Origin of the sequence: Streptomyces sp. NPDC014623, assembly GCF_043088245.1 — a bacterium.
GTDB lineage: Bacteria > Actinomycetota > Actinomycetes > Streptomycetales > Streptomycetaceae > Streptomyces.
Window position 1 is genome coordinate 51,004 of record NZ_JBIBZU010000017.1, and the last position, 24,690, is coordinate 75,693.

The 24,690-nt window shown below is 71.7% G+C and carries 21 protein-coding genes and 2 pseudogenes; 11 read left to right on the top strand and 12 right to left on the bottom strand.

Annotation, left to right across the window (positions count from 1 at the left end; genetic code table 11):
- Positions 1-206: 206 nt before the first annotated feature.
- Positions 207-989, bottom strand: coding sequence for an SGNH/GDSL hydrolase family protein (locus ACF1FZ_RS25320; RefSeq protein WP_391775693.1), 783 nt, complete (start codon positions 987-989; stop codon positions 207-209).
- A gap of 163 nt (positions 990-1,152) precedes the next feature.
- Positions 1,153-1,730: pseudogene (locus ACF1FZ_RS25325) on the bottom strand (dihydrofolate reductase family protein).
- Between the two features lie 507 nt (positions 1,731-2,237).
- Between ACF1FZ_RS25325 and ACF1FZ_RS25330 the strand changes: the two are divergent.
- Positions 2,238-2,858 (top strand): dihydrofolate reductase family protein, encoded by a 621-nt coding sequence (locus ACF1FZ_RS25330; RefSeq protein ID WP_391775694.1) that lies wholly within the window; start codon positions 2,238-2,240, stop codon positions 2,856-2,858.
- Between the two features lie 252 nt (positions 2,859-3,110).
- Here the strand turns inward: ACF1FZ_RS25330 and ACF1FZ_RS25335 are convergent, their stop codons facing one another.
- Positions 3,111-3,983, bottom strand: a complete 873-nt coding sequence (locus ACF1FZ_RS25335; protein ID WP_391775695.1) for an undecaprenyl-diphosphate phosphatase — start codon at positions 3,981-3,983, stop codon at positions 3,111-3,113.
- A 191-nt stretch (positions 3,984-4,174) separates the two neighbouring features.
- On the bottom strand, positions 4,175-4,921 hold the full coding sequence (locus ACF1FZ_RS25340; protein ID WP_391775696.1) for a TVP38/TMEM64 family protein: 747 nt from the start codon (positions 4,919-4,921) through the stop codon (positions 4,175-4,177).
- A gap of 994 nt (positions 4,922-5,915) precedes the next feature.
- On the opposite strand from ACF1FZ_RS25340, the gene tuf reads away from it, so the two are divergent.
- The 3 genes from tuf (at position 5,916) to ACF1FZ_RS25355 (ending at position 8,892) form a co-directional block, all read left to right on the top strand.
- A complete protein-coding gene (gene tuf, locus ACF1FZ_RS25345) occupies positions 5,916-7,085 on the top strand; it encodes an elongation factor Tu (protein WP_391775697.1) in 1,170 nt (389 codons plus the stop codon).
- A 69-nt stretch (positions 7,086-7,154) separates the two neighbouring features.
- Complete coding sequence (locus ACF1FZ_RS25350) at positions 7,155-8,006, top strand: patatin-like phospholipase family protein (protein WP_391775698.1); 852 nt, start codon at positions 7,155-7,157, stop codon at positions 8,004-8,006.
- 40 nt (positions 8,007-8,046) lie between these two features.
- Positions 8,047-8,892 carry a spermidine synthase gene (locus ACF1FZ_RS25355; protein WP_391775699.1) on the top strand — a complete coding sequence of 282 codons (846 nt, stop codon included), beginning with the start codon at positions 8,047-8,049 and terminating at the stop codon, positions 8,890-8,892.
- Here ACF1FZ_RS25355 and ACF1FZ_RS25360 read toward each other — a convergent pair.
- A complete protein-coding gene (locus ACF1FZ_RS25360; RefSeq protein ID WP_391775700.1) occupies positions 8,854-10,167 on the bottom strand; it encodes an MFS transporter in 1,314 nt (437 codons plus the stop codon). The two genes, ACF1FZ_RS25355 and ACF1FZ_RS25360, sit on opposite strands and share 39 nt — an antisense overlap.
- A 67-nt stretch (positions 10,168-10,234) precedes the next feature.
- Positions 10,235-11,248, bottom strand: coding sequence for a hypothetical protein (locus ACF1FZ_RS25365; protein WP_391775701.1), 1,014 nt, complete (start codon positions 11,246-11,248; stop codon positions 10,235-10,237).
- A gap of 109 nt (positions 11,249-11,357) precedes the next feature.
- On the opposite strand from ACF1FZ_RS25365, the gene ACF1FZ_RS25370 reads away from it, so the two are divergent.
- Together ACF1FZ_RS25370 and ACF1FZ_RS25375 are read left to right on the top strand one after the other, a co-directional pair.
- Positions 11,358-11,795, top strand: a complete 438-nt coding sequence (locus ACF1FZ_RS25370) for a DUF4442 domain-containing protein (RefSeq protein WP_391775812.1) — start codon at positions 11,358-11,360, stop codon at positions 11,793-11,795.
- A gap of 124 nt (positions 11,796-11,919) precedes the next feature.
- On the top strand, positions 11,920-12,582 hold the full coding sequence (locus ACF1FZ_RS25375; RefSeq protein ID WP_391775702.1) for a DedA family protein: 663 nt from the start codon (positions 11,920-11,922) through the stop codon (positions 12,580-12,582).
- Positions 12,583-12,642: 60 nt separating this feature from the next.
- On the opposite strand, the gene ACF1FZ_RS25380 is transcribed toward ACF1FZ_RS25375, so the two are convergent.
- A complete protein-coding gene (locus ACF1FZ_RS25380; RefSeq protein WP_391775703.1) occupies positions 12,643-13,176 on the bottom strand; it encodes a gamma carbonic anhydrase family protein in 534 nt (177 codons plus the stop codon).
- Positions 13,177-13,326: 150 nt separating this feature from the next.
- On the opposite strand from ACF1FZ_RS25380, the gene ACF1FZ_RS25385 reads away from it, so the two are divergent.
- Together ACF1FZ_RS25385 and ACF1FZ_RS25390 are read left to right on the top strand one after the other, a co-directional pair.
- Positions 13,327-14,079: an acyltransferase gene (locus ACF1FZ_RS25385; protein ID WP_391775704.1), complete on the top strand. Its 753-nt coding sequence runs from the start codon at positions 13,327-13,329 to the stop codon at positions 14,077-14,079.
- Between the two features lie 90 nt (positions 14,080-14,169).
- Positions 14,170-14,754, top strand: a complete 585-nt coding sequence (locus tag ACF1FZ_RS25390) for a helix-turn-helix domain-containing protein (protein WP_391775705.1) — start codon at positions 14,170-14,172, stop codon at positions 14,752-14,754.
- Between the two features lie 171 nt (positions 14,755-14,925).
- Here ACF1FZ_RS25390 and ACF1FZ_RS25395 read toward each other — a convergent pair whose 3' ends face one another.
- Positions 14,926-15,732 (bottom strand): aminoglycoside N(3)-acetyltransferase, encoded by an 807-nt coding sequence (locus ACF1FZ_RS25395; RefSeq protein WP_391775706.1) that lies wholly within the window; start codon positions 15,730-15,732, stop codon positions 14,926-14,928.
- A 116-nt stretch (positions 15,733-15,848) separates the two neighbouring features.
- Entirely contained in the window at positions 15,849-16,265 is a 417-nt protein-coding gene (locus ACF1FZ_RS25400) for a CoA-binding protein (protein WP_391775707.1), read from the bottom strand.
- An 81-nt stretch (positions 16,266-16,346) separates the two neighbouring features.
- Between ACF1FZ_RS25400 and ACF1FZ_RS25405 the strand changes: the two genes are divergently transcribed.
- The 3 genes from ACF1FZ_RS25405 to ACF1FZ_RS25415 all read left to right on the top strand — a co-directional run bounded on the left by ACF1FZ_RS25405 (position 16,347) and on the right by ACF1FZ_RS25415 (position 21,328).
- Positions 16,347-16,973, top strand: coding sequence for a YigZ family protein (locus tag ACF1FZ_RS25405; protein WP_391775708.1), 627 nt, complete (start codon positions 16,347-16,349; stop codon positions 16,971-16,973).
- 141 nt (positions 16,974-17,114) lie between these two features.
- Positions 17,115-18,281, top strand: coding sequence for an exonuclease SbcCD subunit D (locus ACF1FZ_RS25410; RefSeq protein ID WP_391775709.1), 1,167 nt, complete (start codon positions 17,115-17,117; stop codon positions 18,279-18,281).
- Positions 18,278-21,328, top strand: coding sequence for an AAA family ATPase (locus ACF1FZ_RS25415; protein WP_391775710.1), 3,051 nt, complete (start codon positions 18,278-18,280; stop codon positions 21,326-21,328). Before ACF1FZ_RS25410 ends, ACF1FZ_RS25415 begins: the two co-directional genes overlap by 4 nt.
- 57 nt (positions 21,329-21,385) lie before the next feature.
- On the opposite strand, the pseudogene ACF1FZ_RS25420 reads toward ACF1FZ_RS25415, so the two are convergent.
- The 3 genes and pseudogenes from ACF1FZ_RS25420 to ACF1FZ_RS25430 form a co-directional block, all read right to left on the bottom strand.
- Positions 21,386-22,254 (bottom strand): annotated as a pseudogene (locus ACF1FZ_RS25420) (ATP-grasp domain-containing protein).
- A gap of 113 nt (positions 22,255-22,367) precedes the next feature.
- Positions 22,368-24,053 carry a DUF885 domain-containing protein gene (locus ACF1FZ_RS25425; protein WP_391775711.1) on the bottom strand — a complete coding sequence of 562 codons (1,686 nt, stop codon included), beginning with the start codon at positions 24,051-24,053 and terminating at the stop codon, positions 22,368-22,370.
- An 84-nt stretch (positions 24,054-24,137) separates the two neighbouring features.
- A complete protein-coding gene (locus ACF1FZ_RS25430) occupies positions 24,138-24,665 on the bottom strand; it encodes an Lrp/AsnC family transcriptional regulator (RefSeq protein WP_391775712.1) in 528 nt (175 codons plus the stop codon).
- Positions 24,666-24,690: the final 25 nt, after the last annotated feature.

The window sequence follows — 24,690 nt, forward strand, 5'->3', positions numbered from 1 at the left end:
CGCACAGGGGGAGTGCCGTGGCCACCGGGGCGCCGCCGAGGGGCACGGGGCCGTCGGACCGAGGAGCCACGCGCCGGGGCATCGCCCGGGTACCGGCCGGCGGGGGCGGCAGGCCAAGGGCTGCGCACGGCCCGTGAGCCGGACGAGGTGACGCCGGATGCGCACCACCTCGCCCACAAGCCTCACGTACGTGATGTGTACTGAGCTCAGCTCCCCGACACGGCCGCGCTGAAAGCCGGGAGGTACGCGGACTCGTGGCCCTCGGCCGTGGGGTGGACGTTCGTGCTGCTGATCCACGCGTCGCCCGTGCAGATCTCGTGCCCGGCGAAGGCCGGCCGGCCGTCGGCGAAGGCGAACCCGGCCGCCTCCGCGCGGCCCGCGATCGTCTCGTTGAGCAGATCCGAACCCTGGTTGACGGCCGTGCGCCTGGCCGAGCCCAGCCCACCCGGGCAGAGGCCGCCCTCCTTGTAGAGGTGCGGGTATCCGATGACGACGACCTCGGCGTGGGGCGCCCGTTCCCGGACGGTCGCGTAGAGGCTGTCCAGCTCGCCCGGCAGCTCGTTCACGACGTATTCCCCGGCCGTGTCCAGGGCCCGCTCGCAGGCCGACTGGGTGGAGTACCGGCAGCTGAGCATGGTGGAGGCGAAGCCGGAGTCGTTGCCCCCGATGCTCAGGCTCACCAGGGTGGTGTCCTCGTCCAGTTCGCCCACCTGGTCACTCAGCACGTCGGGGATCTTCGCACCGCCGCAGGCGGCGAAGGTGAACGAGGCCGGGTCGTTGGCACCGGCCCAGAGAGCGGGGTAGGCGTTGCGGCTCCGTGTACACGCCAGGTCGGAGTAGTTGCCGGCGCCGGTGCCGGAGGCGTACGAGTCACCGAGAGCCACGTAGTTCACCTCGGCCGCCTCCGTCGTGGCTGCCGCCGCGGGCATGGTCACCGAGGCGAGAGCGAGGGCCAGGAGTGCCGCGCCGGCCGTACGGGACAGGGACATGGGGATCCTCCGTGGTGTGGGGAGCGAGGACGGCGGTGCACGGCCGGCGCATGACGCCTGCTGCCGTGGCCACGCCCAACTTCCCGCGCCCGGGCCCCCACGTCATCGGTGAAATGACCGACGGCCGGGGCCCGGAGCCGTCGTGTCCGGCGAGCAGACGGACTCAGACGTGCAGGGTGGGCCGGTAGACGAGCTCCTGGACGTTGCCGTCGAGCGTCCGGTGCCCGATCAGCTCGAGGTCGAAGTCGGCCGCACCCCGGAAGACCGGGTCCAGCCCGGTCCGGCCGGTGATCACAGGGAAGAGCGTCACCTGGACGTGGTCGACCAGACCGGCGGCCATCAGCGCCCGGTTCATCGACAGGCTGCCGTGCGAGCGCAACGGCACCCCGGACTCCTCCTTGAGCCGGGCGACGACGTCGACGGCATCACCGCTCTCGACGTGCGCGTCCGGCCAGTCGAGGGGGCCTTCCAGCGTGGTCGACACGACCGTCGCCGGCAGGTTCCTCATCCGGGTGACCCATGGGTCATGTACCTCGGACTCCTCGGTGCCCGAGGCCACCATCTGCGCGAACGCCCGGTACGTGTGGGCCCCGAAGACCATCCGCTGCTCCTCGGCGTAGAGGGCGAGGCGGTGGTCGAGGAGTTCGGGGCCCTGCTTGCCCCAGTAACCGGTCCAGTCGCCGCCGGCGGCGCCGAAGCCGTCGAGGCTGAAAAGACGTCGAACGTGTAGGTGACGGTCATGGTCTCTCCGTACGTTGTCAGGCGGCCCGGGAGGGCGGGGTGTGGCTGATCCACGTGTGGGCGATGAAGACAGGTGACCACGGCGGGTTTCATCGCTCCGGGCTCCTGGGACCGGACCGCCTGGATACGAGGGGGCTCCACCACGGCCAGGAAGGTGGAAGGTAGCCCAGGTGGTCGGCGAAGGAACGGGAGGCGGGCCCAGGTGCCCCCGAACGAGGGATCCGGTCACCCCGCGAAGTGCCTCGGCGAGCGCCCGCAGGCTACGTCCTGGTGCCGGTCCGCCGGGCCCAGGGCCCGATTCGCCGAGGTCCGACGACGGCCGGCGTCGCACCGTGCGTCCGTGACGTCGAAATCCGGGCACAGCGCCAAGGGCCGCGGCCGGTCGGGTGGCCGAGTGCGACGAGACGGCCGCGCGATGAGTTCGCGGGCCCGGAACGGTCTACACAGGTGAACGGACCGGGATCCACCGCGAAGGCGACAGGTGGTCGCCACCAGGAGGGCGGCACAGTGACCGAACGGCTGGGCAGGGTGACCTGCGACCTCACGATCTCCGTCGACGGTTATTCGGCCGGACTCCACCAGACCGAGGAGCGGCCGTTCGGCGATGACGGCGGTGATGGCTGGGGTGACAGGCTGCACGCCTGGATGTTCGAAACCCCGGAGCGGCGGCAGGCCGAACTCGACCGGCTGACGGCGGCCGGCGCCTTCATCATGGGGCGCAACATGTTCGGCCCCGTACGCGGCGCGTGGGACCGGCGGTGGAAGGGCTGGTGGGGGGACGATCCGCCGTACCACGCGCCGGTCTACGTCCTCACCCACCACCCGCGTGACCCGCAGCCGATGGACGGCGGCACCACGTTCCACTTCGTCACCGACGGCATCGAATCCGCACTGCGGCAGGCTCGCGAGGCGGCCGGAGACCGCAACGTGTCGGTCCACGGAGGTGCGACCACCGTCAACCAGTACCTTGCCGCAGGTCTGATCGAGGAGCTGCGGCTGCACATCGTGCCGTTCACGCTCGGCGCCGGCACACGGCTGTTCGACGGCGTGCCGTCGCTGGATCTCCAGCAGGTGGAGTCGCGAGCGGCGGACTCGGTCACCCACGTGACGTATCGCGTGCTGTCCTGAGTGAGGGGACGGTGCCGGTACGAGTGCCGCTCGGAGCCCGCCCGCACAGGACACCCCGCGGGGGCGGCACCGGTCTCCGCGACGGCAGGCCCGGCTCCGGCGGGGCGGATCCCGGAAGTTCCCGGCCGCCGGCCCGCAGGACGCCGGGAAGCACCCGGGCGGGGAGAACACGAAGGGCCGCCCCCGCCGGCCGCGGTTCCGGCGCCCACAGCTGTCCGCGGGGCCCGGACGGGTGGTCCTTCAACGCCCTGCTCAGCCGGCGGACTCGCCCGCGTGCGGGCTCAGCACGCCGGCTGAGATCAGGACGAACAGCACGATGCCCAGAATGATGCGGTAGATGACGAACGGCATGAAGCTCTTCGTGGTAATGAATTTCATGAACCATGCGATGACCGCGTAGCCGACCACGAACGCGATGACCGTCGCGAAGATCGTCGGTCCCCAGGAGACGTGTCCCTCGCCCGCGTCCTTCAGCTCGTAAGCCCCGGAGGCCAGCACTGCCGGAATCGCCAGCAGGAAGGAGTAGCGGGCCGCCGCCTCACGGGTGTAGCCCATGAGCAGACCGCCGCTGATCGTCGCACCCGAACGGGAGACACCCGGGATCAGGGCCATCGCCTGGCAGAAGCCGAAGATCAGACCGTCCCTGACGCCCAGTTCCTTCAACGACTTGCGTTCCTTGATCGCCCGGTGCTTGCCGCCGGTCTCGTCGCGGGCCGCGAGCCGGTCCGCGATGCCGAGGACGATGCCCAGCACGATCAGGGTCGTCGCGATCAGGCGCAGGTCACGGAACGGGCCCTCGATCTGGTCCTTGAGCGTGATGCCGAGTACGCCGATGGGAATCGAGCCGATGATGACCAGCCAGCCCATCTGGGCGTCGTGATCGCTGCGCATCGAGGAATTGGTCAGCGACCGGGACCAGGCCGAGATGATCCGCGCGATGTCCTTGCGGAAGTAGATGAGGACCGCGGTCTCCGTGCCGATCTGTGTGATCGCGGTGAACGCCGCTCCCGGGTCGTGCCAGCCCGCGAACGCCGCGGTCAGCCGCAGATGCGCGCTGGAGGAGATCGGCAGGAACTCGGTCAGTCCCTGAACGAGGCCCAGGACGAATGATTCGAACCAGCTCATGGGGCTTAGGCCATCCCGGAGGTACTCATGCAACGGCCGACGGACGCGAAGGCCGTCGGCGGCGTGCGGATGCGGTCAGAAAAGGGGACGGGACGCCACGGCCCCGGACATCCTCTGTCGGTTGCGCGCAGCGTATCGCCTGCAGGTGAACAGTCTTCCGCCTGCCCCTGGCTACGCCGCGCCGTCCGCCCTCAGGCAGCGCCGCCCGCCTCCTGGGACGCCGTGCCGGCCGCCCCGCCCAGCCGGTGCCGCCGGCGCCAGGCCACCAGGGCCGCCCCCGTGCCGGAGAGCACGATGAAGCCCATCGCCGCCAGGAACACCGGCGACGTCGGCGAGGAGGCCGTACTGCCCGCGATGACGTACGCGGCCGTGTTCGGGATCGAACCGAGCCCCGTGGCCAGCAGGAACGGGGGGTAGCTCATGCGGGAGGTCGCCGCACAGTAGTTGGCCGCGGCGAACGGCACCCCGGGGAAGAGCCGCAGCGCCAGCATGGACCTGAAACCGTGCCGGCTCAGCAGCCCGTCCGCGGCCTTCAGGTACTTGCCGCGCAACAGCGTCCGGAGCGCGTCCTGACCGAGCACCCTGCCCAGCAGGAAGGAGACCCCCGCACCGAGGACGGTGCCGGCCAGCGCCGCCGCGAGACCGGCCTGGGCACCGAACAGCGCACCGGCGGCCAGATTGAGCAGCGGGCGCGGCACGAAGGCCACGGTGCACACGCCGTACGCGAGCCCGAACAGCATCGCTGCCGCCCCACCCGTGAGTTGAGGTGGCCATCCGGAGGCCAGCAGCCGCTGTGGTTCGAACAGCAGCATGGTCACGCCGGCGGCCAGCAGGACCGCTACGAGCAGGGAGAACCGGGACCAGGGGGACAGCAACGCCCTCGTGCAGCGCACTGCGAGGCCGCCGGAGGGCCGTGTTGCGGGGACGGGGTCGAACATCTGGGGAGCGTAACCGAAACAGGTGTGTGATCGCCGTAATGTGCGGGGGAGGGGTGACGAGTCCCTCACCATGTTCCTGGCCTTCTCCCTCCGGGCGTCACAGGCCAGTTGGCCGGGCAGCGGCTGATCGGAGGCTTGCCGGCCGCCCCGCTCGAGGGCCTGCCCGACCGTGCGGCCACGTTCCGCAAGGTGCTCCAGCAGCTCTCCGGCGGGACCCGGAAGACGTCGAGTCCGTCGAGGGCGACCGCGACATCGGCGTCCTCGCCTCGGAAGCGGTCTGCACGAATGCGGGTCAGCGCGCCTCCGGTATCGATAGTTCACCGGTTCTCCTCGTCGCTGCGTGAGACGTCTCCACGGGAGCCCTCGCGGCCAGGGCCGGCGGTGTCACTCCGCAGGTCGAACCACTGGCCGGGTCCTGGACGCAGGTGGAACTGCCACCCCGCATGTCGGATTCCTGGGCGAAGCCCACCGTGTGCGGAAGCCCGCGCATCCGCCGGCAGCCGGAGCCTGGCCACGGTTCGCGGTGGGGTGACTGACGTGTGATCGTCGCGCACGGGGCGCTCGGGCCGCGGGGACCCGTGAGCAGCCGGTCTGTTGTCGGACTCCGCCAGGGGGGCGGAGCCGGTCATCGGCCGGCTACGGCAGTGGTCGCGTAGCGGTGTCGGCCGCACCCCCGGGCGGCGGGCCGGCCCGGCCCGCGCGAAAACCATTCGACGCCGCCTTCCCGCTCCGCCATGATCAGGGCATGTTCCGGTACGCCTTCCTCGCAGCGCAGTCCGCAGTCGCGGACGCGCCGAAGGCTGCCGTGAGCCCTGCGACCGCATGCACGGCAGCAGTCGCAGCAGCAGTCGACGCAGCGTTCGCCGCTGCCGCAGCGCCCTTCGGCGGCGCCCGAAGCTGACCCTCCCCCGACAGTCCGGCGGACCCCGTGAGGGGAGGGTCGGCGGGGCCCTGGGGTCTTCTCTCTTCAGCTTCGGAAACCAAGGAACGAGCCATGCCCAAGACGGCATACGTGCGCACCAAGCCGCACCTGAACATCGGCACCATGGGCCACGTCGACCACGGCAAGACCACCCTGACCGCCGCCATCACCAAGGTGCTCAGCGACCGCGGCACCGGCACCTTCGTGCCGTTCGACCGGATCGACCGGGCCCCCGAGGAGGCGCAGCGCGGCATCACCATCAACATCGCGCACGTCGAGTACGAGACCGACACCCGGCACTACGCGCACGTCGACATGCCCGGCCACGCCGACTACATCAAGAACATGGTCACCGGAGCGGCGCAGCTCGACGGAGCGATCCTCGTCGTGTCCGCGCTCGACGGCATCATGCCGCAGACCGCGGAGCACGTCCTGCTGGCCCGTCAGGTCGGCGTCGACCACATCGTCGTCGCCCTCAACAAGGCCGATGCCGGTGATCCCGAGCTCACCGACCTGGTCGAGCTGGAGGTCCGCGAGCTGCTCTCCGCGCACGGTTACGGCGGGGACACCGTGCCCGTCGTACGGGTGTCGGGGCTCGGCGCGCTGCAGGGCGACCCACGCTGGACCGCGGCCGTCGAGGGGCTGCTGGACGCCGTCGACACGTACGTACCGATGCCGGTGCGCTACACCGACGCGCCGTTCCTCCTGTCCGTGGAGAACGTGCTCACCATCACGGGCCGCGGCACCGTCGTCACCGGCGCCGTGGAGCGCGGCACGGTGCGCGTCGGGGACCGGGTGTCGGTGCTCGGCGCGGACGTCGAGACCGTCGTCACCGGCCTGGAGACATTCGGGAAGCCGATGGAGTCCGCGGAGGCCGGCGACAACGTCGCGCTGCTGCTGCGCGGGGTCGAGCGTGACCGGGTCCGCCGCGGCCATGTCGTGGCGGCGCCCGGGAGCGTCACTCCGAGCCGGCGTTTCACCGCGCAGGTGTACGTCCTGTCGGCTCGGGAAGGAGGCCGGACCACACCGGTCACCACGGGGTACCGGCCGCAGTTCTACATCCGTACGGCGGACGTCGTCGGCGACGTCGACCTCGGCGACGCGGCGGTCGCGCGGCCCGGCGATACGGTCACCATGACCGTGGAGCTCGGACGTGACGTCCCGCTGGAGTCCGGCCTCGGCTTCGCGATCCGAGAGGGCGGCCGCACGGTCGGCGCCGGCACGGTCACCGGTCTGCTCTGACGGCACGTGCGCGGTCCGCCTCCCCGGCCCCGGGGAGGGGGACCGCGCCTCCTGGGGCAGACTGGGCCCATGGCAGACACAGCTCTCGTACTGGGTGCCGGAGGCGTCACCGGCACCGCCTGGGAAACCGGCATCCTGCACGGACTCGCCAAGGCGGGCATCGACTTCTCCACCGCCGATCTGATCGTCGGGAGCTCGGCGGGCGCCATCGTCGGGGCGCAGCTCGCATTCGGACCTGCCGGCGTCGACGACCTCTACGAGCGGCAGCTGGCCGCGCCGGAGGACGAGAAGGAGCCGGCCGGCCGGCTCGGCCCCGTCACCGTCCTGCGTTACGCGCGAGCGGTGCTTTCCTCCCGTACGCCCGACGAGTACGGGAGGAAACTGGGCGCCCTGGCCCGGGGCAGCAGGCCCGCGGCGACGGCGGACGAGCGGCGGGAGAGGATCGCGGGTCTGCTTCCGTCGCCCGAATGGCCCGCGCGGCACCTGATGGTCACCGCCGTGGACGCGTCCACGGGAGCCCTGCACACCTTCGACAGGACGGGCACGGTCACGCTCGCCGACGCCGTCACCGCCAGCTGCGCGGTCCCCGCGGTCTGGCCCGTGGTCAGCGCCGGGGGCGGGAACTGGATCGACGGGGGTGTGCACTCCCCGGCCAACGCCCACCTCGCTTCCGGGTACGAGCGGGTCGTCGTGATCGCACCCACCGCCAGCGGCAACAAGGTGATCGCCTCGCCCCGCGCGCAGGCCGCCGAGCTGGAGGCAACGGGTGCCCGTGTCGAGGTCATCACCCCGGACGCCGGCACCCGGAAGGCCATCGGGCGCAACAGCCTGGATCCCGCACGCCGGGCCGCGGCCGCCAGGGCTGGTCTCGCCCAGTCCGCCGCCCACACCGAAGCGGTCGCCGCGGTGTGGAACGGCTGAAGCGGCGGGGGGAGCGCCCGGCACCCGCCACAATGGGGGAGTGAACGAGCCGATACCCGTGATCCGCGGCACCGACTGCGGCACCGCCAGGCTGCTGCCCGACGTGGACCGCGACCGCGCCTGGCTGCTCACGGTCGACGGTGCCCCGCAGTCGTACGTCGATCTCGACGATCCCGAGCACCTCGAATTCGAGTACGTACGACGGCTCGGCCACGTCGTGGACCTGGCAGGTGCCCCGGGGAAGCCGCTCGACGCGGTGCATCTCGGCGGCGGTGCGCTCACTCTGCCGCGTTACGTCGCGGCGACCCGCGCCGGCTCCCGGCAGGACGTGGCCGAGGCGGACCGGGGCCTCGTGGAACTGGTCGGCGAGCACCTGCCGCTGCCCGAGGGAGCCGGCATCACCGTGCACGGCGCCGACGCCCGGTGCTGGCTCGAAGAGGCACCCGGGAATTCCGCCGATCTTCTGATCGCCGACGTCTTCGGCGGCGCGCGGGTGCCGGCGCACCTCACTTCCGTCGAGTACGCGCGGGCCGCCGGACACGTCCTGCGGAGGGAGGGCGTCTACGCGGCCAACCTGGCCGACAGCGCGCCCTTCACCTTCCTGCGGTCGCAACTGGCCAACTTCGCCGAGGTGTTCGACGAACTCGCCCTCGTCGCCGAACCGGCCGTCCTGCGCGGCCGGCGCTTCGGCAACGCCGTGCTGCTCGCCTCGCGCGCGCCCCTCGACATCGCGCCCCTCACCAGGCTCTGCGCCGCCGACGCGTTCCCCGCACGGGTCGAACACGGAGCGGCGCTCGCCCGGCTCATCGGCGACGCGAAGCCGGTGAGGGACAGCGAGGCCGTGGCCTCACCCGAGCCCCCCGACGGAGCCTTCGGCATCGGCTGACTCCCTGGAAGGCTGCTCCGGAACGCTGACCTTCTTCACCGGGCTGCGACGCGTCAGGTTCCGTACATCCGGGACGAGCAGCACACCCGCCGTCACCAGCACGATCAGAGCGGCGCAGCCCCACAGGGCCTCGCTGCGGCCGACGAGCGTCTCCACCGGACCGGCCGCCGCAGTGGCCAGCGGCACCATCGCGACCGAGCCGAACCAGTCGTACGCCGCGACCCGGGACAGCTTCTCCTCCGGGATCTCCTGGTGCAGGGCCGTCATCCAGGAGACCCCGAACACCTCGATGGCGACCCCGGTCACGAACATCACCCCGCAGAGGGCGGCCACCGGCAGCGGGATCGCGAGCGCCGCGGACGGCAGGGCCAGCGGAAACACGCAGAGTGTCCCGGCCAGCAGCAGCCGCCGTGGTTTCCACCGCATCATCAGCAACGCCCCGCCCAGTGTGCCGACGCCGAACGCCGCGAGCGCGAAGCCCCAGGGGCGGGCGCCGCCGAGCTCGTCCTGCGCCACCAGCGGTCCGTACACCGCCTCGGCGGCTCCGACGACGGCCACGACCACGGAGAACTGCAGCACGACGGCCCAGAGCCAAGGGCGCCCGGCGACCTCCTGCCAGCCCTCCCGGAGATCGGCGAGCAGCCCGCCGCCGGGAGCGCGCGCGGGGATGTGGCTCACGTTCAGGAAGGCCCGCAGCGCACCGGCCACGGCGAACGCCACCGCGTCGACCGCCAGTACCCAGCCGGGGTCCATGGCCGCGATCATGGCGCCGCCGAGCGCGGCGCCGCCGATGGCGGCACCGTGCATGGACATCCGGAAGAAGGCGAAGGCGCGGGCCGCCTGTTCAGCACTGACGCTGGACAGCAGCATGCCCTCGGCGGCCGGACCGAAGAAGGCCTGCCCCGTGCCGCACAGTGCCGTCAGCAGCATCATCTGCCACAGCCGGGCGTCGCCGGTCAGGACCAGCCAGGCGAACACCGCCTGCGAGACGCAGTTGAGCGTGTTCGCGGCCACCATCACCCGGTGACGCGGCAGCCGGTCCGCGACCGCGCCGCCGATCAGCAGGAAGAGCACCAGCGGCGCCGTGCGCGCGGCGGCGACCAGGCCGACGTCGCCGCTGTCGCCGCCCGACTCCAGGACGGCGAACGCCGCCGCGATCAGCGCGCCGTTGGTACCCAGGCTCGTGATGATCGCGGCGGCGGTCAGCAGACCGAAATTGCGGCCCTCCGGCAGGGTGCGGAGGGCGGGCGGGGGAGAGGGAGCGGCGGAAGTCACCAAGGGACTATCCCCGCCCCACCCCCCACCTGCCAAACGGAGGGTCCCGGCCGTGTGCGCCGGAGACTCAGGAGGCCGTCTCCGCGCCCTCCGCCAGGCGCACCGTGCTGAGGATCTTCTGGATGGTGGTGTCCGGGAGCTCGTCGTCGACACCGGCGTTGGCGTAAAGGATCCAGGACGAGTACTCGCCCTTGGCGTTCTTGAAGGTGAACGCGATCGACTTGCCGTCGGTGTCGCACTTGTTCTTGTTGGCCAGCCCGGTGGCGGTGGCCGTGACGACGCTGCCGGAGAGGCCCGACTTCGTCGTGTACGGCTTGGGCTTGCCGGTCTTGACCTTCTCCTTCGGGTCCTCCTGCGCATAGGCGGCCCAGACCCAGTTGGCCGCCTCGTTCGTGGCTGCCTCGTCCGTGCTCTTGGCGCCCTGACCACCCTTGGTGCCGACACCGGCCAGGCTGGTGTCCTCCTTGGTGCCGTCCTTGTCGGTGTCGTCGATGCACCACTTGCTCTTGTAGTGCGCGGGCGCGGAGAAGCCGACCGCCGGCGGGCCCATGGGATCCTTCACGTCCTCGAAGCCCGAGATCACACCGGTGCCCGCCACCTCCCAGTCGCCGGGCACGTCGAACTGCGTGCCCCACTTGGGGTTGGTCACGACCTTCCAGCCCGGAATCGTGGGCGCGGCTTCCTCACCGCCGCGCGGGTTCGCCGCGGGGGAGGACGCGGCGTCGGACGCCTTCGCGGACGGTGACGCGGACGTCTTGCCGCCGGCCGCGTCCGAGCCGCCCTTGTCGTCCTTGTTCATGACGACCACACCGGTGACGACCGCCGCGATGACGACCGCGGTGGCCGCGAGGACGGCGACGAGCGTCGTCTTCTTCCTGTCGTCCGGCTGCGGGCCGCCGGGTCCGCCCGGTACGGCGTACTGCGGCACGGTGGGCTGCTGGTACGGGTTGGGCTGCGGGTATCCCGGCTGCTGATACCCCTGCTGCTGATAGGGATTCGGCTGCTGGTACCCCGGCTGCTGGTACGGGTTCTGGTCCTGCGGGTTCTGCTCGCCCCCGGGCGGCTGCTGTCCTGGCCACATGGCCAGTAACCATAGAGGGGTCCGGGGCCCTCTGCTACGAGCGCCCCCGTGAGGGGATGGTCAAAGAGTGCTACTCGTTAGTAACGTCGTCGTCATGAGCACTGAAGAAATGACAGTCGGCGACATCCTGTCCGCAAGCGTCCCGATGGTCCGGACCCTCGGCATCACCTATCTGGAGACCACTGCGGAGCGCGCTGTGCTCTCGCTCCCGGACCGGACCGAATATCACAACCACCTCGGCGGACCTCACGCCGGAGCGATGTTCACGCTCGCGGAGTCGGCGAGCGGCGCGATCGTCGTCGCCGCGTTCGGGGACCAGATGACCCGGGCCGTCCCGCTGCCCGTCACCACGGAGATGGCCTTCAAGAAGGTGGCCATGGGAGAGCTCACCGCGACCGCGGTGCTGGAGCGCCCGGCAGCCGAGGTGGTCGCCGAACTGGACGAGGGGAAGCGCCCGGAATTCCCCGTGAGGGTCGAGATCCGGCGCGCCGACGGGGCCGTCACCAGCGAGATGAGTGTCGTCTGGACGCTGCGTCCGAACCGCTGAGTCCTGTCCGGCCCCACGTACCGGTCGTGGGGCCGGGCCGACTGGTCCGGCTGTCCGGCCCGGTAGGCTGCCCGCCGTGCGCCCTTGGTGCGCGGCCGCAGATTTCTTACGGGAAGGACCCGCTTTGCACGTCCAGGAGTGGCTCGAGACCGTCCCCGCGGTCAGCATCTACCTCCTGGTGGGGGTCGTCATCGGGCTCGAAAGTCTGGGCATTCCACTGCCCGGAGAGATCATTCTCGTGAGTTCGGCGCTCCTCGCCTCCCAGCACGGTGACATCGACCCCGTGGTGCTGGGCGCCTGCGCGTCGGCCGGAGCGATCATCGGCGACTCGATCGGTTACGCCATCGGCCGCAAGGGAGGGCGTCCGCTGCTCGCCTGGTGCGGCGGGAAGTTCCCCAAGCACTTCGGGGAGCCGCAGATCGCCATGGCGGAGCGGTCGTTCGAGAAGTGGGGCGTGTGGGCGGTCTTCTTCGGCCGCTTCGTCGCGCTCCTCCGCATCTTCGCGGGACCGCTGGCCGGCGTCCTGCGCATGCCGTACTGGAAGTTCCTGATCGCCAACGTGCTCGGCGGAATCGTCTGGGCGGGCGGCACCACCGCCGTCATCTACTCGGTGGGAGTCGTCGCCGAGGCGTGGCTCAAGCGCTTCTCGTGGCTGGGACTGCTGGCGGCCGTGCTGATCGGTGTGGTCTCGATGCTGGTGCTGAAGAATCGCGCCAAGAAGGCCGCGGAGCAGACCGGCCACCCGGTGCCGTTGCCCGAGCGGGACGCGGTTGCCGCGACCGACTGATCCGGCGCGGACCGGCCCCCCCGGTGGAGGCGGGCCCGGTCCGCGCCGGCCCTGTGACCGTCAGCTCTCCTGGTGCGCCTCGCGGTGGGCCTTCGCCAGTTCCACGTAGCCGGCCGCGTTGAAGGCGATGCCCTCGCGTTCCTCGGCGGTCAGCTCCCGCTTGACCTTGGCGGGTACGCCGGCGACGAGGGACCCCGGCGGGACCCGCATCCCCTGCGGCACGAGGGCCTGCGCCGCGATCAGTGAACCCGCTCCGACATGTGCGCCGTTGAGCACCGTGGCGCCCATGCCGACCAGGACGTCGTCCTCGATGACGCAGCCGTGCAGCACGGCGTTGTGACCGACCGAGACCCTGGCGCCCACCGTCAGCGGGAAGCCGGGGTCGGTGTGCACACTGCAGTTGTCCTGGATGTTGCTGTCAGGGCCGAGGGAGATGGGACCGCCGTCCCCCCGCAGCACGGCGTGGTACCAGACGCTGGAGCCGGCGGCCAACGACACCTCGCCGATGACGACGGAGGTCGGCGCGAGAAAGGCGTCCGGGTCGATGTCCGGCTCCTTGCCGCCGATACCGGTGACCAATGCCTGTTCCGTCATCGCCTGCTCCTCCGGTGGGTGGGGGGTGAGCCTCGGTGCCCTCCGCTCCGCACGAACCGTAGTGGACGACCCCGGTGACCTGGGCAGGTGGGGTGAACATCACAGTCCGCCGCGCGGATCCGCTCCGGTCGGGCCGACTACCGTGGGCGGGTGCCGAAGAACCGGAAGCCGTTCTCCTCCCTGGCCCTTTGGCGGCGTACCGTCACGTCCCGCGCCGTCCATCGTGTCTGGGCCTGGGCGCAGGAGACCGGAGCGGTCACCGCGCAGCACCCCGGGCGGCTCCGGTTCGGCCGTATCGGAACGGGGACCCGGCTCGCCTTTCCGCAGGGCACGGTCTTCGGGGAACCGTGGATCGAGCTGGGCGACCACTGCATCATCGGTGAACGGGTGACGCTGACGGCGGGTCTGATGCCCGATCTGGATCTGGGATCAGAACCCATCCTCACCCTGGGCAACGGCGTGGTGCTGGGCCGGGGCAGCCATGTCATCGCCGACACCACGGTGACGATCGGCTCGGACACCTACTGCGGTCCGTACGTCTACATCACCTCCACCAACCACAGTTACGACGATCCCCACGAGCCGGTCGGCAAGCAGTGGCCGCGCATGGAGCCGGTCGCGATCGGGCCCGGGTGCTGGATCGGCACCGGAGCGGTGATCCTTCCGGGGGCCAGGCTGGGCCGCAACGTGGTGGTCGCGGCGGGCGCCGTCGTGCGCGGGGAGGTCCCGGACCACGCGGTGGTGGCGGGGGCACCGGCCCGGGTGGTTCGGAGCTGGGACCCGGAGAAGGGCTGGCACCCGCCGCTGCGCACCCCTGCGCCGGTGCCGATCCCCGAGGGAGTCACGCCCGAGCAGTTGGCCGCTGTGGCGTTGCTGCTGGAGGAACCGGCCGAGGGGTCCTGACCTCGCCTCGCAGTACAGTGCGGTGGCCGGGTGGTACCCCACACCGTGGTGCAGTTCTTCGACCCTGTCATCCAGAATGTTGGGCGGAATGTGTCTGACCTCGATCAGCTCACCCAGTCGCTCGCTCGTAACCTCAGGCGCTGGCGAGGGGAGCGTGGTTTCACCCTTGACGCTCTCGCGGCCCGGGCGGGGGTCAGCCGCAGCATGATCATCCAGATCGAGCAGGCACGTACGAACCCGAGCGTCGGCACCACCGTCAAGCTCGCCGACGCGCTGGGCGTCAGCATCACCACCCTGCTCGATCACGAGCAGGGACCTCAGGTGCGGCTGGTGCCCGAGAGCCAGGCGGTGCGGATGTGGTCGACGGAGGCAGGCAGTTCGAACACGCTGCTGGTGGGTGCAGAGGCCAGAGGCCCGCTCGAGCTCTGGTCCCTGCACCTGATGCCGGGGGACGGCAGCGGATCCGACCCGCACCCCGAAGGGACGGTGGAGCTCCTCCACGTCACAGCGGGTGAACTGACCCTGATCGTCGACGGCGAGGCTCACACAGTGCCCGCCGGCACCTCCGCGACGTTCGAGGCCCACGTGCCGCACGCCTATCGCAACGACGGCTCCCAGCCCACAGAGCTGACCATGGCGGTATCGATCCCACCGGTGCGACGGGAAGGCAAGTGAGCTGATCGTGGGGCTGTCGGCGTGAGTGGCACGCACCCCCCCGGACACCTTCAGCGATGTCTCTTCCGCCCCGGCAAGTTGACCGCCGAGTGCAAGGCGTCGACCGCCCGTCCGCAGCGGTCGTGCCGGACGGCGGCCTCGGGGCCCGAGGCCGCCGTCGAGGCGGACCACTCAGGGACGGCCGGCCCTGCGTCCCGCGAGCCATCCCGTGGCGAAGTCCACGGCCGTGCGGAGAGGGAACAGGTGGCTCCGCGCCGCTCCCACCCGGCCGGTGCTGACCGACCCGGGGCACGCACGGACGAAGTCGTCCCCGAGAGCGGCGAAGTCGCTGTCGTCCAGAGCGACGTCCTCGTACTCCCACCAGCGGCGTCCGGCCTCCGACGTCACCACACACCGGTAGAGCCGGCGCGGCGGGGCGGGGCAGCGGTATTCCGCGAGGTGGAAGGCGGTGCAGCGGTCGAAGCCCGTGCCCAGCAGCAGCACCTGAGCATCGGTCTCGTACAGCCGGGCCAGGGGGGATCCCTCGCCCAGGTGGCAGTCCTGGCGGTGGCCGGCGAGCAGTGCCGCCGCCGCCGGGCCGAGTGCGGCGAACGAGGTCTGCGGGTGGCTGCTGCGCAGCGCCCCCGGAGCCAGCCGCACCGTCTCGGCGAGCGCACCCATCGTGGGTGCGGGAGACGTCGCGGGGTCGAACGCCGGCATCGCCGCGCGCACCACGGCACGGGCCTCGCCGCTCAGGCCGCGCACCCGGTCCAGGTAGGAGCGCGAGGTGTCGGAGTTCTCCGGAGTGAAGGCCGGGGCCACCAGCGTCCCCTCCGGGCCCAGAACTCGAAGCAGTGCGCCGGCCATGTTCACGGCGTCCCCGCCGGCGGAGCGCATCGAGGCGTGCACCAGCAGGACACCGCCCGGCCGCACGCCGAGCTCGTGCAGCTGGGCGGTGACGTGTTCACCGCCGAGGAGAGGCTGGGTCACGGCAGACATCATCCTCCGCCGGGGCGTTCCGCGACACCACGCCTGGCGGGCGGCGGTCCGCCGCGACCGGCGGGCAACAGGTCACCACGCCGGCCGACGGGAGACCGGCCCCCGCGAGGCGGTGGTCAGCGGCGAGGGTCCAGGCGGGGGATCTCGATCGCCGGACAGCGGTCCATCACCATCGCGAGGCCCGCCTCGCGCGTGCGCTCGTACGCCTCCTCGTCGATCACGCCGAGCTGGAACCAGACCGCCTTCGCTCCGGCCTCCACCGCCTCGTCGGCGACACCGCCGGCGAGGTCGCTGTTGACGAAGACATCCACCACGTCCACGGGGAAGGGAATGTCCGACAGCGAGGCGTACCCCTGTTCGCCGTGGACCGTCTCCGCCTTCGGGTGGACGGGCACCACCCTCTTGCCGAAGCGCTTGAGGACCTCCGCCACCCCGTAGGCTGCGCGGGAGCGGTTGCCGGACAGGCCGACCACCGCCCAGGTGTCACCGGTGTCCTGGAGGATCCTGCGAACCGTCTCATCGTCTGCGTACATGCCCGGACAACGGACGGCCCCTCAGGACCATTCCCCGCGGGAGGGTGAAAACGCCGGCGGACCGGCGCATAGGGTGGACCGATGCAGGAGCAGTACCGGACAGTCGCCCGCGCGGGCGTGCACGAGACCGAGGTCAGCCGATCGCGTTTCCTCTGCGCGCTCGCCCCGGCCGCCACCGAGCAGGAGGCGCAGGAGTTCATCGCGCGCGTCCGCAAGGAGCACCCCACCGCCAACCACAACTGCTTCGCCTATGTCATCGGCGCCGACGCCTCCGTGCAGAAGGCCGGTGACGACGGGGAGCCCGGCGGGACCGCCGGTGTCCCCATGCTGCAGATGCTCATGCGCAGGGAGGTGCGCTACACCGTCGCGGTGGTCACCCGCTACTTCGGCGGCGTCAAGCTCGGCGCGGGGGGGCTGATCCGAGCCTACGGCGGAGCGGTCGGTGAAGCGCTCGACGCGCTGGGCACGACCACCCGCCGCCGGTTCCGCCTCGCCACCGTCACCGTGGACCACCAGCGGGCGGGCAAGCTGGAGAACGATCTGCGCGCCACCGGCGTGGCCGTTCACGACGTCACCTACGCGGAGGCCGTGACCATCGCCGTCGGGCTGCCGGACGCGGGAGTCGACGGGTTCAGGGCGTGGCTGGCCGACGCCACCGCGGGCTCCGCGACGCTCGAACTGGGCGGCGAGGCGTACGGGGATGTATGAGCCGGACCGAGGACCAGGGGCCGCGCGGCATCGGCGCGGGCGGGCCTGCCGCGAAGATCTGCGGCGAGCGGGGCGCGGGACCGGTCAGGTCCCCGGGCGGAGGAAGCGGACCACGCACGTCGGAGTCGTCGGAGTGATGTCGTGAGGATCCTGCACACCTCGGACTGGCACCTGGGGCGTTCGTTCCACCGTGTTTCCCTGCTCGACGCCCAGTCCGCCTACCTCGACCACCTGGTGGGGACGGTGCGGGAACAGGCGGTGGACGTGGTGGTCGTGGCGGGCGACGTCTACGACCGGGCCGTGCCGCCGCTCTCGGCGGTCCAGCTGTTCGACGACGCGCTGCACCGGCTCGCCGCCGCAGGAGTGCCGACCGTCATGATCTCCGGCAACCACGACTCGGCCCGCAGGCTCGGCTTCGGTGCCGGGCTGATCGCACGGGCCGGAATCCATCTGCGTACCGACCCCCGAGACTGCTCCACTCCGGTCGTACTGCACGACACGCACGGCGACGTGGCGTTCTACGGGTTGCCTTATCTGGAACCGGCCCTGGTCAAGGACAGCCTCGGTGCCTCGAAGGCGGGGCACGAAGCCGTTCTCACGGCGGCCATGGACCGGGTGCGGGGCGATCTCGCCTCCCGCCCGGACGGCACCCGGTCCGTGGTCCTCGCCCACGCGTTCGTGGCCGGCGGTGAACCCAGCGACAGCGAACGCGACATCACGGTCGGCGGTGTCGCCGCCGTCCCCGCAGGAGTCTTCGAGGGTGTCGACTACGTGGCGCTCGGCCATCTGCACGGCTGTCAGACGGTCACCGAGCGCGTGCGCTACTCGGGATCGCCGCTCGCGTACTCCTTCTCCGAGCACACGCACCGCAAGACGATGTGGCTGATCGACCTCGGCGCCGGCGGAGATCTCGTGGCCGAACGCGTCGACTGCCCGGTGCCGCGCCCGCTCGCACGGCTCCGCGGCCCCCTCGACACACTGCTCGAGGACCCGGCCCTCGAACGGCACCGGCATTCCTGGGTGGAAGCCACCCTCACCGACCCGGCGCGGCCGGACGAGCCGATGGCCCGCCTGCTCGAACGTTTCCCGCACACCCTCAGCCTGGTCTTCGACCCCGAGCGTGATCCTGAGGACCCCCTCGCGTCGTACGCCCAGCGGCTCAAGGGGCGTGACGACCAGCAGGTGGCGGAGGATTTCGTGGCCCATGTACGCGGCGGCAGCGGTCCCACCGCACAGGAACGGACGGTGTTGCGCGCCGCCTTCGACGACGTACGGGTCGGCGACGGAGTCGACGAGGTGTCCCGTTGAGACTGCACAAGCTCACCCTGACCGCGTTCGGCCCCTTCGGCGCCACGCAGGAAGTCGACTTCGACGCACTGTCCTCGGCCGGGATCTTCCTGCTGCACGGCCCCACCGGCGCGGGCAAGACCTCCGTTCTCGATGCGGTCTGCTACGGCCTGTACGGGGCGGTGCCCGGTGCCCGGCAGAGCCCTGGCACCTCGTTGCGCAGTGACCACGCCCCGGCGGACCGGCCGACCGAGGTGTGCCTGGAACTGACCGTCGCGGGGCGCCGCCTGGAAGTCACCAGGCGCCCTGCCCAGCCCCGCCCCAAGAAGAGGGGCGGTGGCTTCACGACCGAGAAGGCGCAGAGCTGGCTGCGCGAGTACCACCCGGAGCACGGCTGGAAGGCGCTCAGCCGCTCCCACCAGGAGATCGGTGAGGAGATCGGCGGGCTCATCGGGATGAGCCGGGACCAGTTCTGCCAGGTGGTGCTGCTGCCGCAGGGCGACTTCGCGCGTTTCCTGCGCGCCGATGCGGAAGCGCGCGGAAAACTGCTCGGCCGGCTTTTCGACACCCGCCGTTTCGCGGCGGTCGAGGAGCGCCTGGCCGAGCTGCGCCGGGGGGCTGAAGCCCGGGTCAGGACAGGGGACGAGCAGATCCTCGCCCTGGCCCAGCGGATCGCACAGGCGGCCGGGCCCGCCGGGGAGGAAGCGGCGCTGCCCGAGGAGCGGCCCGGCGAGCCCGGTCTCGCCGAAGGGGTCCTGCAGTGGGCAGCCGTCGTGCGCAGCGGGGCCCGTGAGCGGCTCGACATCGCCCGGTGCGTCCTCGCCGGGGGGGAGGCCCGGAACACCGCCGCACGCCACGCACTCGAGGCCGAACGCGAACGCGCCCGGCTCCAGCAGAGGTACGAGGAGACCCGGCGCCGCGCGGCCGGGCTGGAGGACCGTCGCGCGGAGCGCGACCGCTGCCACGAACAGCTGGCCCGCGCGCGCAAGGCTGACCTGGTCGCCCCGGCGCTCGACCTGCGTGACGAGGCCGAGCGCGCCCACCGGGCTGCTGTCGGGGTCCGCGAGCGGGCCCTCGCCGGGCTTCCTCCAGAACTGGCCGGCGCGGGCTTCGAGCAACTGGCCGACAGGGAACGCGGACTCAGGGCGGAGCTCGGCGCACTCGAAGCCGCCCGCCGAGCCGAACGGCGCAGCCGGGAGATCGAGACGGAACGGGCCGGTCTGGAAAGGCAGTCCCGGTCCGACGACGAGCTGATCCAGGAGACGGTGGACTGGCTGGACGGATGGGAGGCGGCCCGCCGGAGCCTCAGGGACCGCGTAGAGAAGGCGCAGGACGCCGCGACGAGAGCGGAACAGCTGGTTGGGCGGCTGGGCCCCGCGCGCAGAAGGCTGGAGGCGGCGCGCAGGCGCGACGCTCTCCGTGTGCAGGAGGGCGCGGCGGTGGCGGCCCTGGCCACGGCACGGGAGCACGCGGTGGACGCGCACGAGAAGTGGCTGGCGCTGCGGGAACAGCGGCTGCGCGGCATCGCGGCGGAACTGGCAGGTCAGCTCGTCGACGGTGTCGCCTGTACGGTGTGCGGTTCGGCCGAGCACCCGAAGCCGGCCCGCGCGGAGGCCGGCCATGTGGACCGGGCCACGGAGGAGACCGCGCTCGCCGCCCACCAGCGGGCCGACCGGGCGCGTGCGGAAGCGCAGAGCGAGCTCGGAATCCTGCGCGAACGCCTCGCGGCGGCGCGGGCGGAGGCGGAGGACCCCGCTGCCGGGACCAGCACCTCCGGCTCGGTGGGCGAAGTGTCCGCTTCCGTGGCCGGACTGCAGGCGGTCGTCGACCGCCTGACCCGGGAGCACGCGGACGCCCACCGTCTGGCCGCGGGAGCGCACGCGGCCAGGGAGGCCCTGGCCTCCGCCGAGCGTGAACACCTCGGCCGGCTCGACGACCGGCAGCAGGCGGAGCGGCGTGCGGCTGCCCGTACCTCCCAACGGGAAGCGCTCGACCGTGAGCAGGCCGCGCTGGAGGCCGAGTTGGTGAAGGCCCGGGGGGACTGCGCCTCGGTCGCCGAGCACGCGGGCGTGCTGGAACGCCGCGTCGCTCTGCTGGCCGAGGCCGCCGAGGCGCTCCGTGCCGAGCAGAGCGCCGCCGAGCGGCTCAAGGAGGCCGACGGCAGGCTTGCCGACGCCGCCTTCAGGGCCGGGTTCGACACGCCGCAGGCCGCCGCGAAGCGCCTCGACGACACCGCGCAGCGGGAGTTGCAGCACCGGATCGACGTATGGCAGAGGGAGGCCGCCACGGTCGCGGACCGGCTCGCCGAGGAGGACGCCCGGGCCGCGGCCGGGCACCCGCCCGCGGCCCCGGACGCGGCGCGGGCTGCGTACGAACTGTCGGCGAAGGTGCTGCGCGACAGCGTCGCAGCACATGCCGCCGCGCAGGAGCGCAGTGCGGAGCTCGGCCGGCTCTCGCGCCTCACCGAGGACGGGGTGCGCGTCCTGGGACCCTTGCGCCAGGAGTACGAACGGGTGGCCCGTCTCGCCGGCCTGACCGCGGGCACCTCCGCGGACAACGAGCGCAAGATGCGGCTCGAGGCGTACGTGCTGGCGGCCCGCCTCGAACAGGTGGCCGCCGCGGCGACCGCCCGTCTCCAGCGGATGTCGTCGGGCCGCTACACGCTGGTGCACTCGGACGAACGCAGCGGGGGACGAAGGGCGGGGCTCGGCCTGCACGTCGTCGACTCCTGGACGGGCCGGGAGCGCGACACGGCGACACTGTCCGGCGGAGAGACCTTCTCCGCCTCGCTCGCCCTGGCCCTCGGCCTCGCCGACGTGGTGTCGGACGAAGCGGGCGGCGTGCGTCTGGACACGCTCTTCATCGACGAGGGCTTCGGCAGCCTGGACGACCAGACGCTGGACGAGGTGCTCGACGTCCTGGACTCGCTGCGCGAACGCGACCGCAGTGTCGGCATCGTCAGCCACGTGGCCGACCTGCGCCGCCGCATTCCCGTCCAGCTCGAGGTGGTGAAGGAACGGCACGGGTCGGCGGTGGTCCACAGGGCGGGCGGCACGCTCAGCGGCTGACACCGACGACTGCGGCTGCTGAGCCGGCGTATCCGCGCCGGTCGTCCCCAGAGTGCCTCAGAGGCCGAGGAGCGCGCCGAAGAGCGCCTGGCCGTCGTCGTCGGCGGGCAGGCCGCTGACCTGACCGTCACCGACCTCGACCACCCGCCACGCCCCGTCCTCCCGCAGCGCCATGTCGGTGGTCACCCACCGGCAGCCGAGAGCGCGCACGGCCTCGCCGACGGCGCCGAGGCCGGGCGCCGGCGCCCGGCCGGGCGTGTCCGGATGAGCCGTCACCCGCACGGCCTCCCCGTCCACCCACCACACCCGTGCCTCCCCGCCGGGCACGAACGGCTCGTACGCCCGCAGCACCACTCCGCCGGTCAGGAAGTCCCCCTGCAGTTCGAGGAACCGGCCGACGACGGCGGCGAGCCGGCCCGCATCCCCAGCTCCGGAACGAAACACGCCTCATGCCATTCGTGCTTACGGGACTTCACGAAGTCCTTGACGATACCGGGGCCGGAGCCGAGAGCCCCTGCGAGGTCCGACCAGACGCAGGCATCCGGCAAGGGCTCCCGGGCGGACACGGCGCGCCAGACGCTGCGCGGGGTCAGTCCGCTGAACGCCTCGTACCAACCGGGGAGTTCGTGGGCGGACCGGTACGCGGAGGAGCCGGTGAGCAGTGAGCAGCCACGGGCGAGGAGCGCGTACTCCAACTCCGCGTAACGGGCGGGAGGAATCATCCAGCCCCGGTACCAGTACGGCCCCGAATCCCCTTCCACCCGGGCGACGGCGCTCTCCGCATCCCCTGCGAGCAGTGCGTCGTGATCGATGAGAACGGTCCGTGCACCGGCGTGCCGGGCCGCAGCCACCTCCTGGGCGAACTGGGGATCGGGGCGCCGCGGACGCAGCGGGTCGCAGCAGAACAGGAAGCCGGGCGGAGTCATGAGGGGAGCGGCCTTCGGACGTCGACGGGGGGAAGAGGAACCGGGTGCAGCGCCGGGCACCTGCTCCGGGGGCCGGTGATCACACACCGGCCCCCGGCCCGCCGCCGCCGGAGTCAGAGCCTGGACAGCTCGTCCACCAGGTCGTCCAGACCGAGCGACCCCTGTGACAGGGCCGCCATGTGCCAGGCCTTCAGGTCGAACGCGTCGCCGTGTGCCTTGCGGGCGTTCTCCCGGCCCAGCAGCCAGGCCCGCTCGCCCAGCTTGTAGCCGATGGCCTGCCCCGGCATCGACAGGTAGCGGGTCAGTTCGCTCTCCACGAAGTCGGCGGGCCGGCCGCTGTGGCTGTCGAAGAACTCCTGGGCCAGAGCGGGCGTCCACCGCTCCCCCGGGTGGAACGGCGAGTCCGCCGGGATCTCCAGCTCCAGGTGCATGCCGATGTCGATGATCACCCTGCAGGCACGCATCATCTGTGCGTCCAGGTAACCGAGCCGACGCTCCGGGTCGGGCAGGAAGCCCAGTTCGTCCATGAGCCGCTCGGCGTACAGGGCCCAGCCCTCGGAATTGGCGCTGACCTGGCCGACCGACGCCTGGTAACGCGAGAGGCTGTCGGCGACGTGCGTCCACTGGGCGATCTGGAGGTGGTGGCCGGGAACGCCCTCGTGGTACCAGGTGGACACCAGGTCGTAGACGGGGAAGCGGGTCTCGCCCATGGTGGGGAGCCAGGTGCGGCCGGGGCGCGAGAAGTCCTCGGAGGGCCCGGTGTAGTACGGTGCGGCGGCACCTCCCGCGGGGGCGATCCGGGACTCCACCTTCCGTACGCGTTCGGCGAGTTCGAAGTGTGTGCCGTCGAGCGCCTCGATGGCCTCGTCCATCAGGCCCTGCAGCCAGACCCGGACCTCGTCCACGCCCTCGATGTGCTTGCCGTGGACATCGAGATGGGCCAGCGCTTCCCAAGGCCCCGCGCCCGGCAGGATCTTGTCCGCCTCGGCCTTCATCTCGGCCAGCAGCCGGTGGTATTCGGACCAGCCGTACGCGTACGCCTCGTCGAGATCCAGATCCGTGCCGTTGAACTGGCGGGCCCAGCGGGCGTAGCGCTCACGGCCGACGGTGTCGGGGGCGCCCTCGATCGCGGGGGCGTACACGTCCCTCATCCAGTCCCGAAGCGCGACCAGGGCCGCGGCGGCCTGCCCGGCAGCTTCGTCCAGCTCCGTACGCAGGGGGCCGGGTCCCTCGGCCACGAACCCCTGGAAGAATCCAGGGCCGTCCTCTCCCGCCCAGTTGCCGAGCTGCCCGATGAATGTCGCGGTCGGTCTCGGGCCGCCGTACAGCTTGCGCTCCAGCCCGAGGGCGAGCGAGGCACGGTATCCCTCCAGGGCGGCCGGTACCGCCCGCAGGCGGTCCACGACCACGGCCCAGTCCTCGTCCGTCGCCGTCGGCGTCGCCGAGAACACGTCACGGAGACTGTGTGCCGGGGAGTGGATGTTGGAAACTGCCCGCAGTCCCTCCTCGGCCTCGTGGACGGCGAGTCCGGCCGTCAGGCGTTCCCTCAGCAGCCGTGCGCAACGCCGCTCCTCGTCGCTGTCCGCGCCCGGCGCCTGCTCTGCGGCATCGAGTTCCACGAGGGTGCTGCGCATGAGCGCGGCCATGGCATCCTGACCGGCGGGTGAGAAATCGGGCAGCCGGCGGTAGCTTTCCGCGACACCGAGATAGGTACCGGTGATCGGGTCGAGTTCGATGAATGCGTCGACGTAGGCGTCGGCGACCTGACGCGGCAGTGCGCTGCTCGATGTGTCTGACATGTGGACATCCTCGTACGGCGAAGGCCTTCGCGTCACGGGGAACGGGACTTCGGCGGTGAAGATTTGCTGCGGTCCCGAGGGTTCCTACGGCGCGGAGGGGCCGGGACGCTTCTGGGGGGCGGCCGGGTCCCGTCCGCCTGCCCCGGGCGGCATCAGCGGGCCGCATTCCCACTGCTGGAAGATCAGCCGGGTCTCCACGCGTGCCACCTCACGGCGTGAGGTGAACTCGTCCAGCACCAGGCGCTGGAGGTCCGTCGGGTCCGCGACGGCCACGTGCACGAGATAGTCGTCGGGCCCGGTGAGGTGGAAGAACGCCCGGGACTCCGGCAGCGCCCTGATCCGTTCGACGAACGGACCGATGAGCTCCCTGCGGTGCGGCCGCACCTGAACCAGCAGCAGCGCCTCCAGGCCACGGCCGAGCCGCGCCGGATCGAGCCGCAACCGGTGCCCGAGGATCACACCCGACCGGCGCAGCCGCGCCACACGGTCCAGACACGTGGACGGTGCCACACCGACCTCGGCGGCGAGCTCTCTGTACGTCGTCCGCGCATCGTTCTGCAGGAGGCGCAGAATGTGCAGATCGACCGGATCCAGAGCGACGGATTCAGACATCGGGCGAACGTAGCACGGCGCGAGG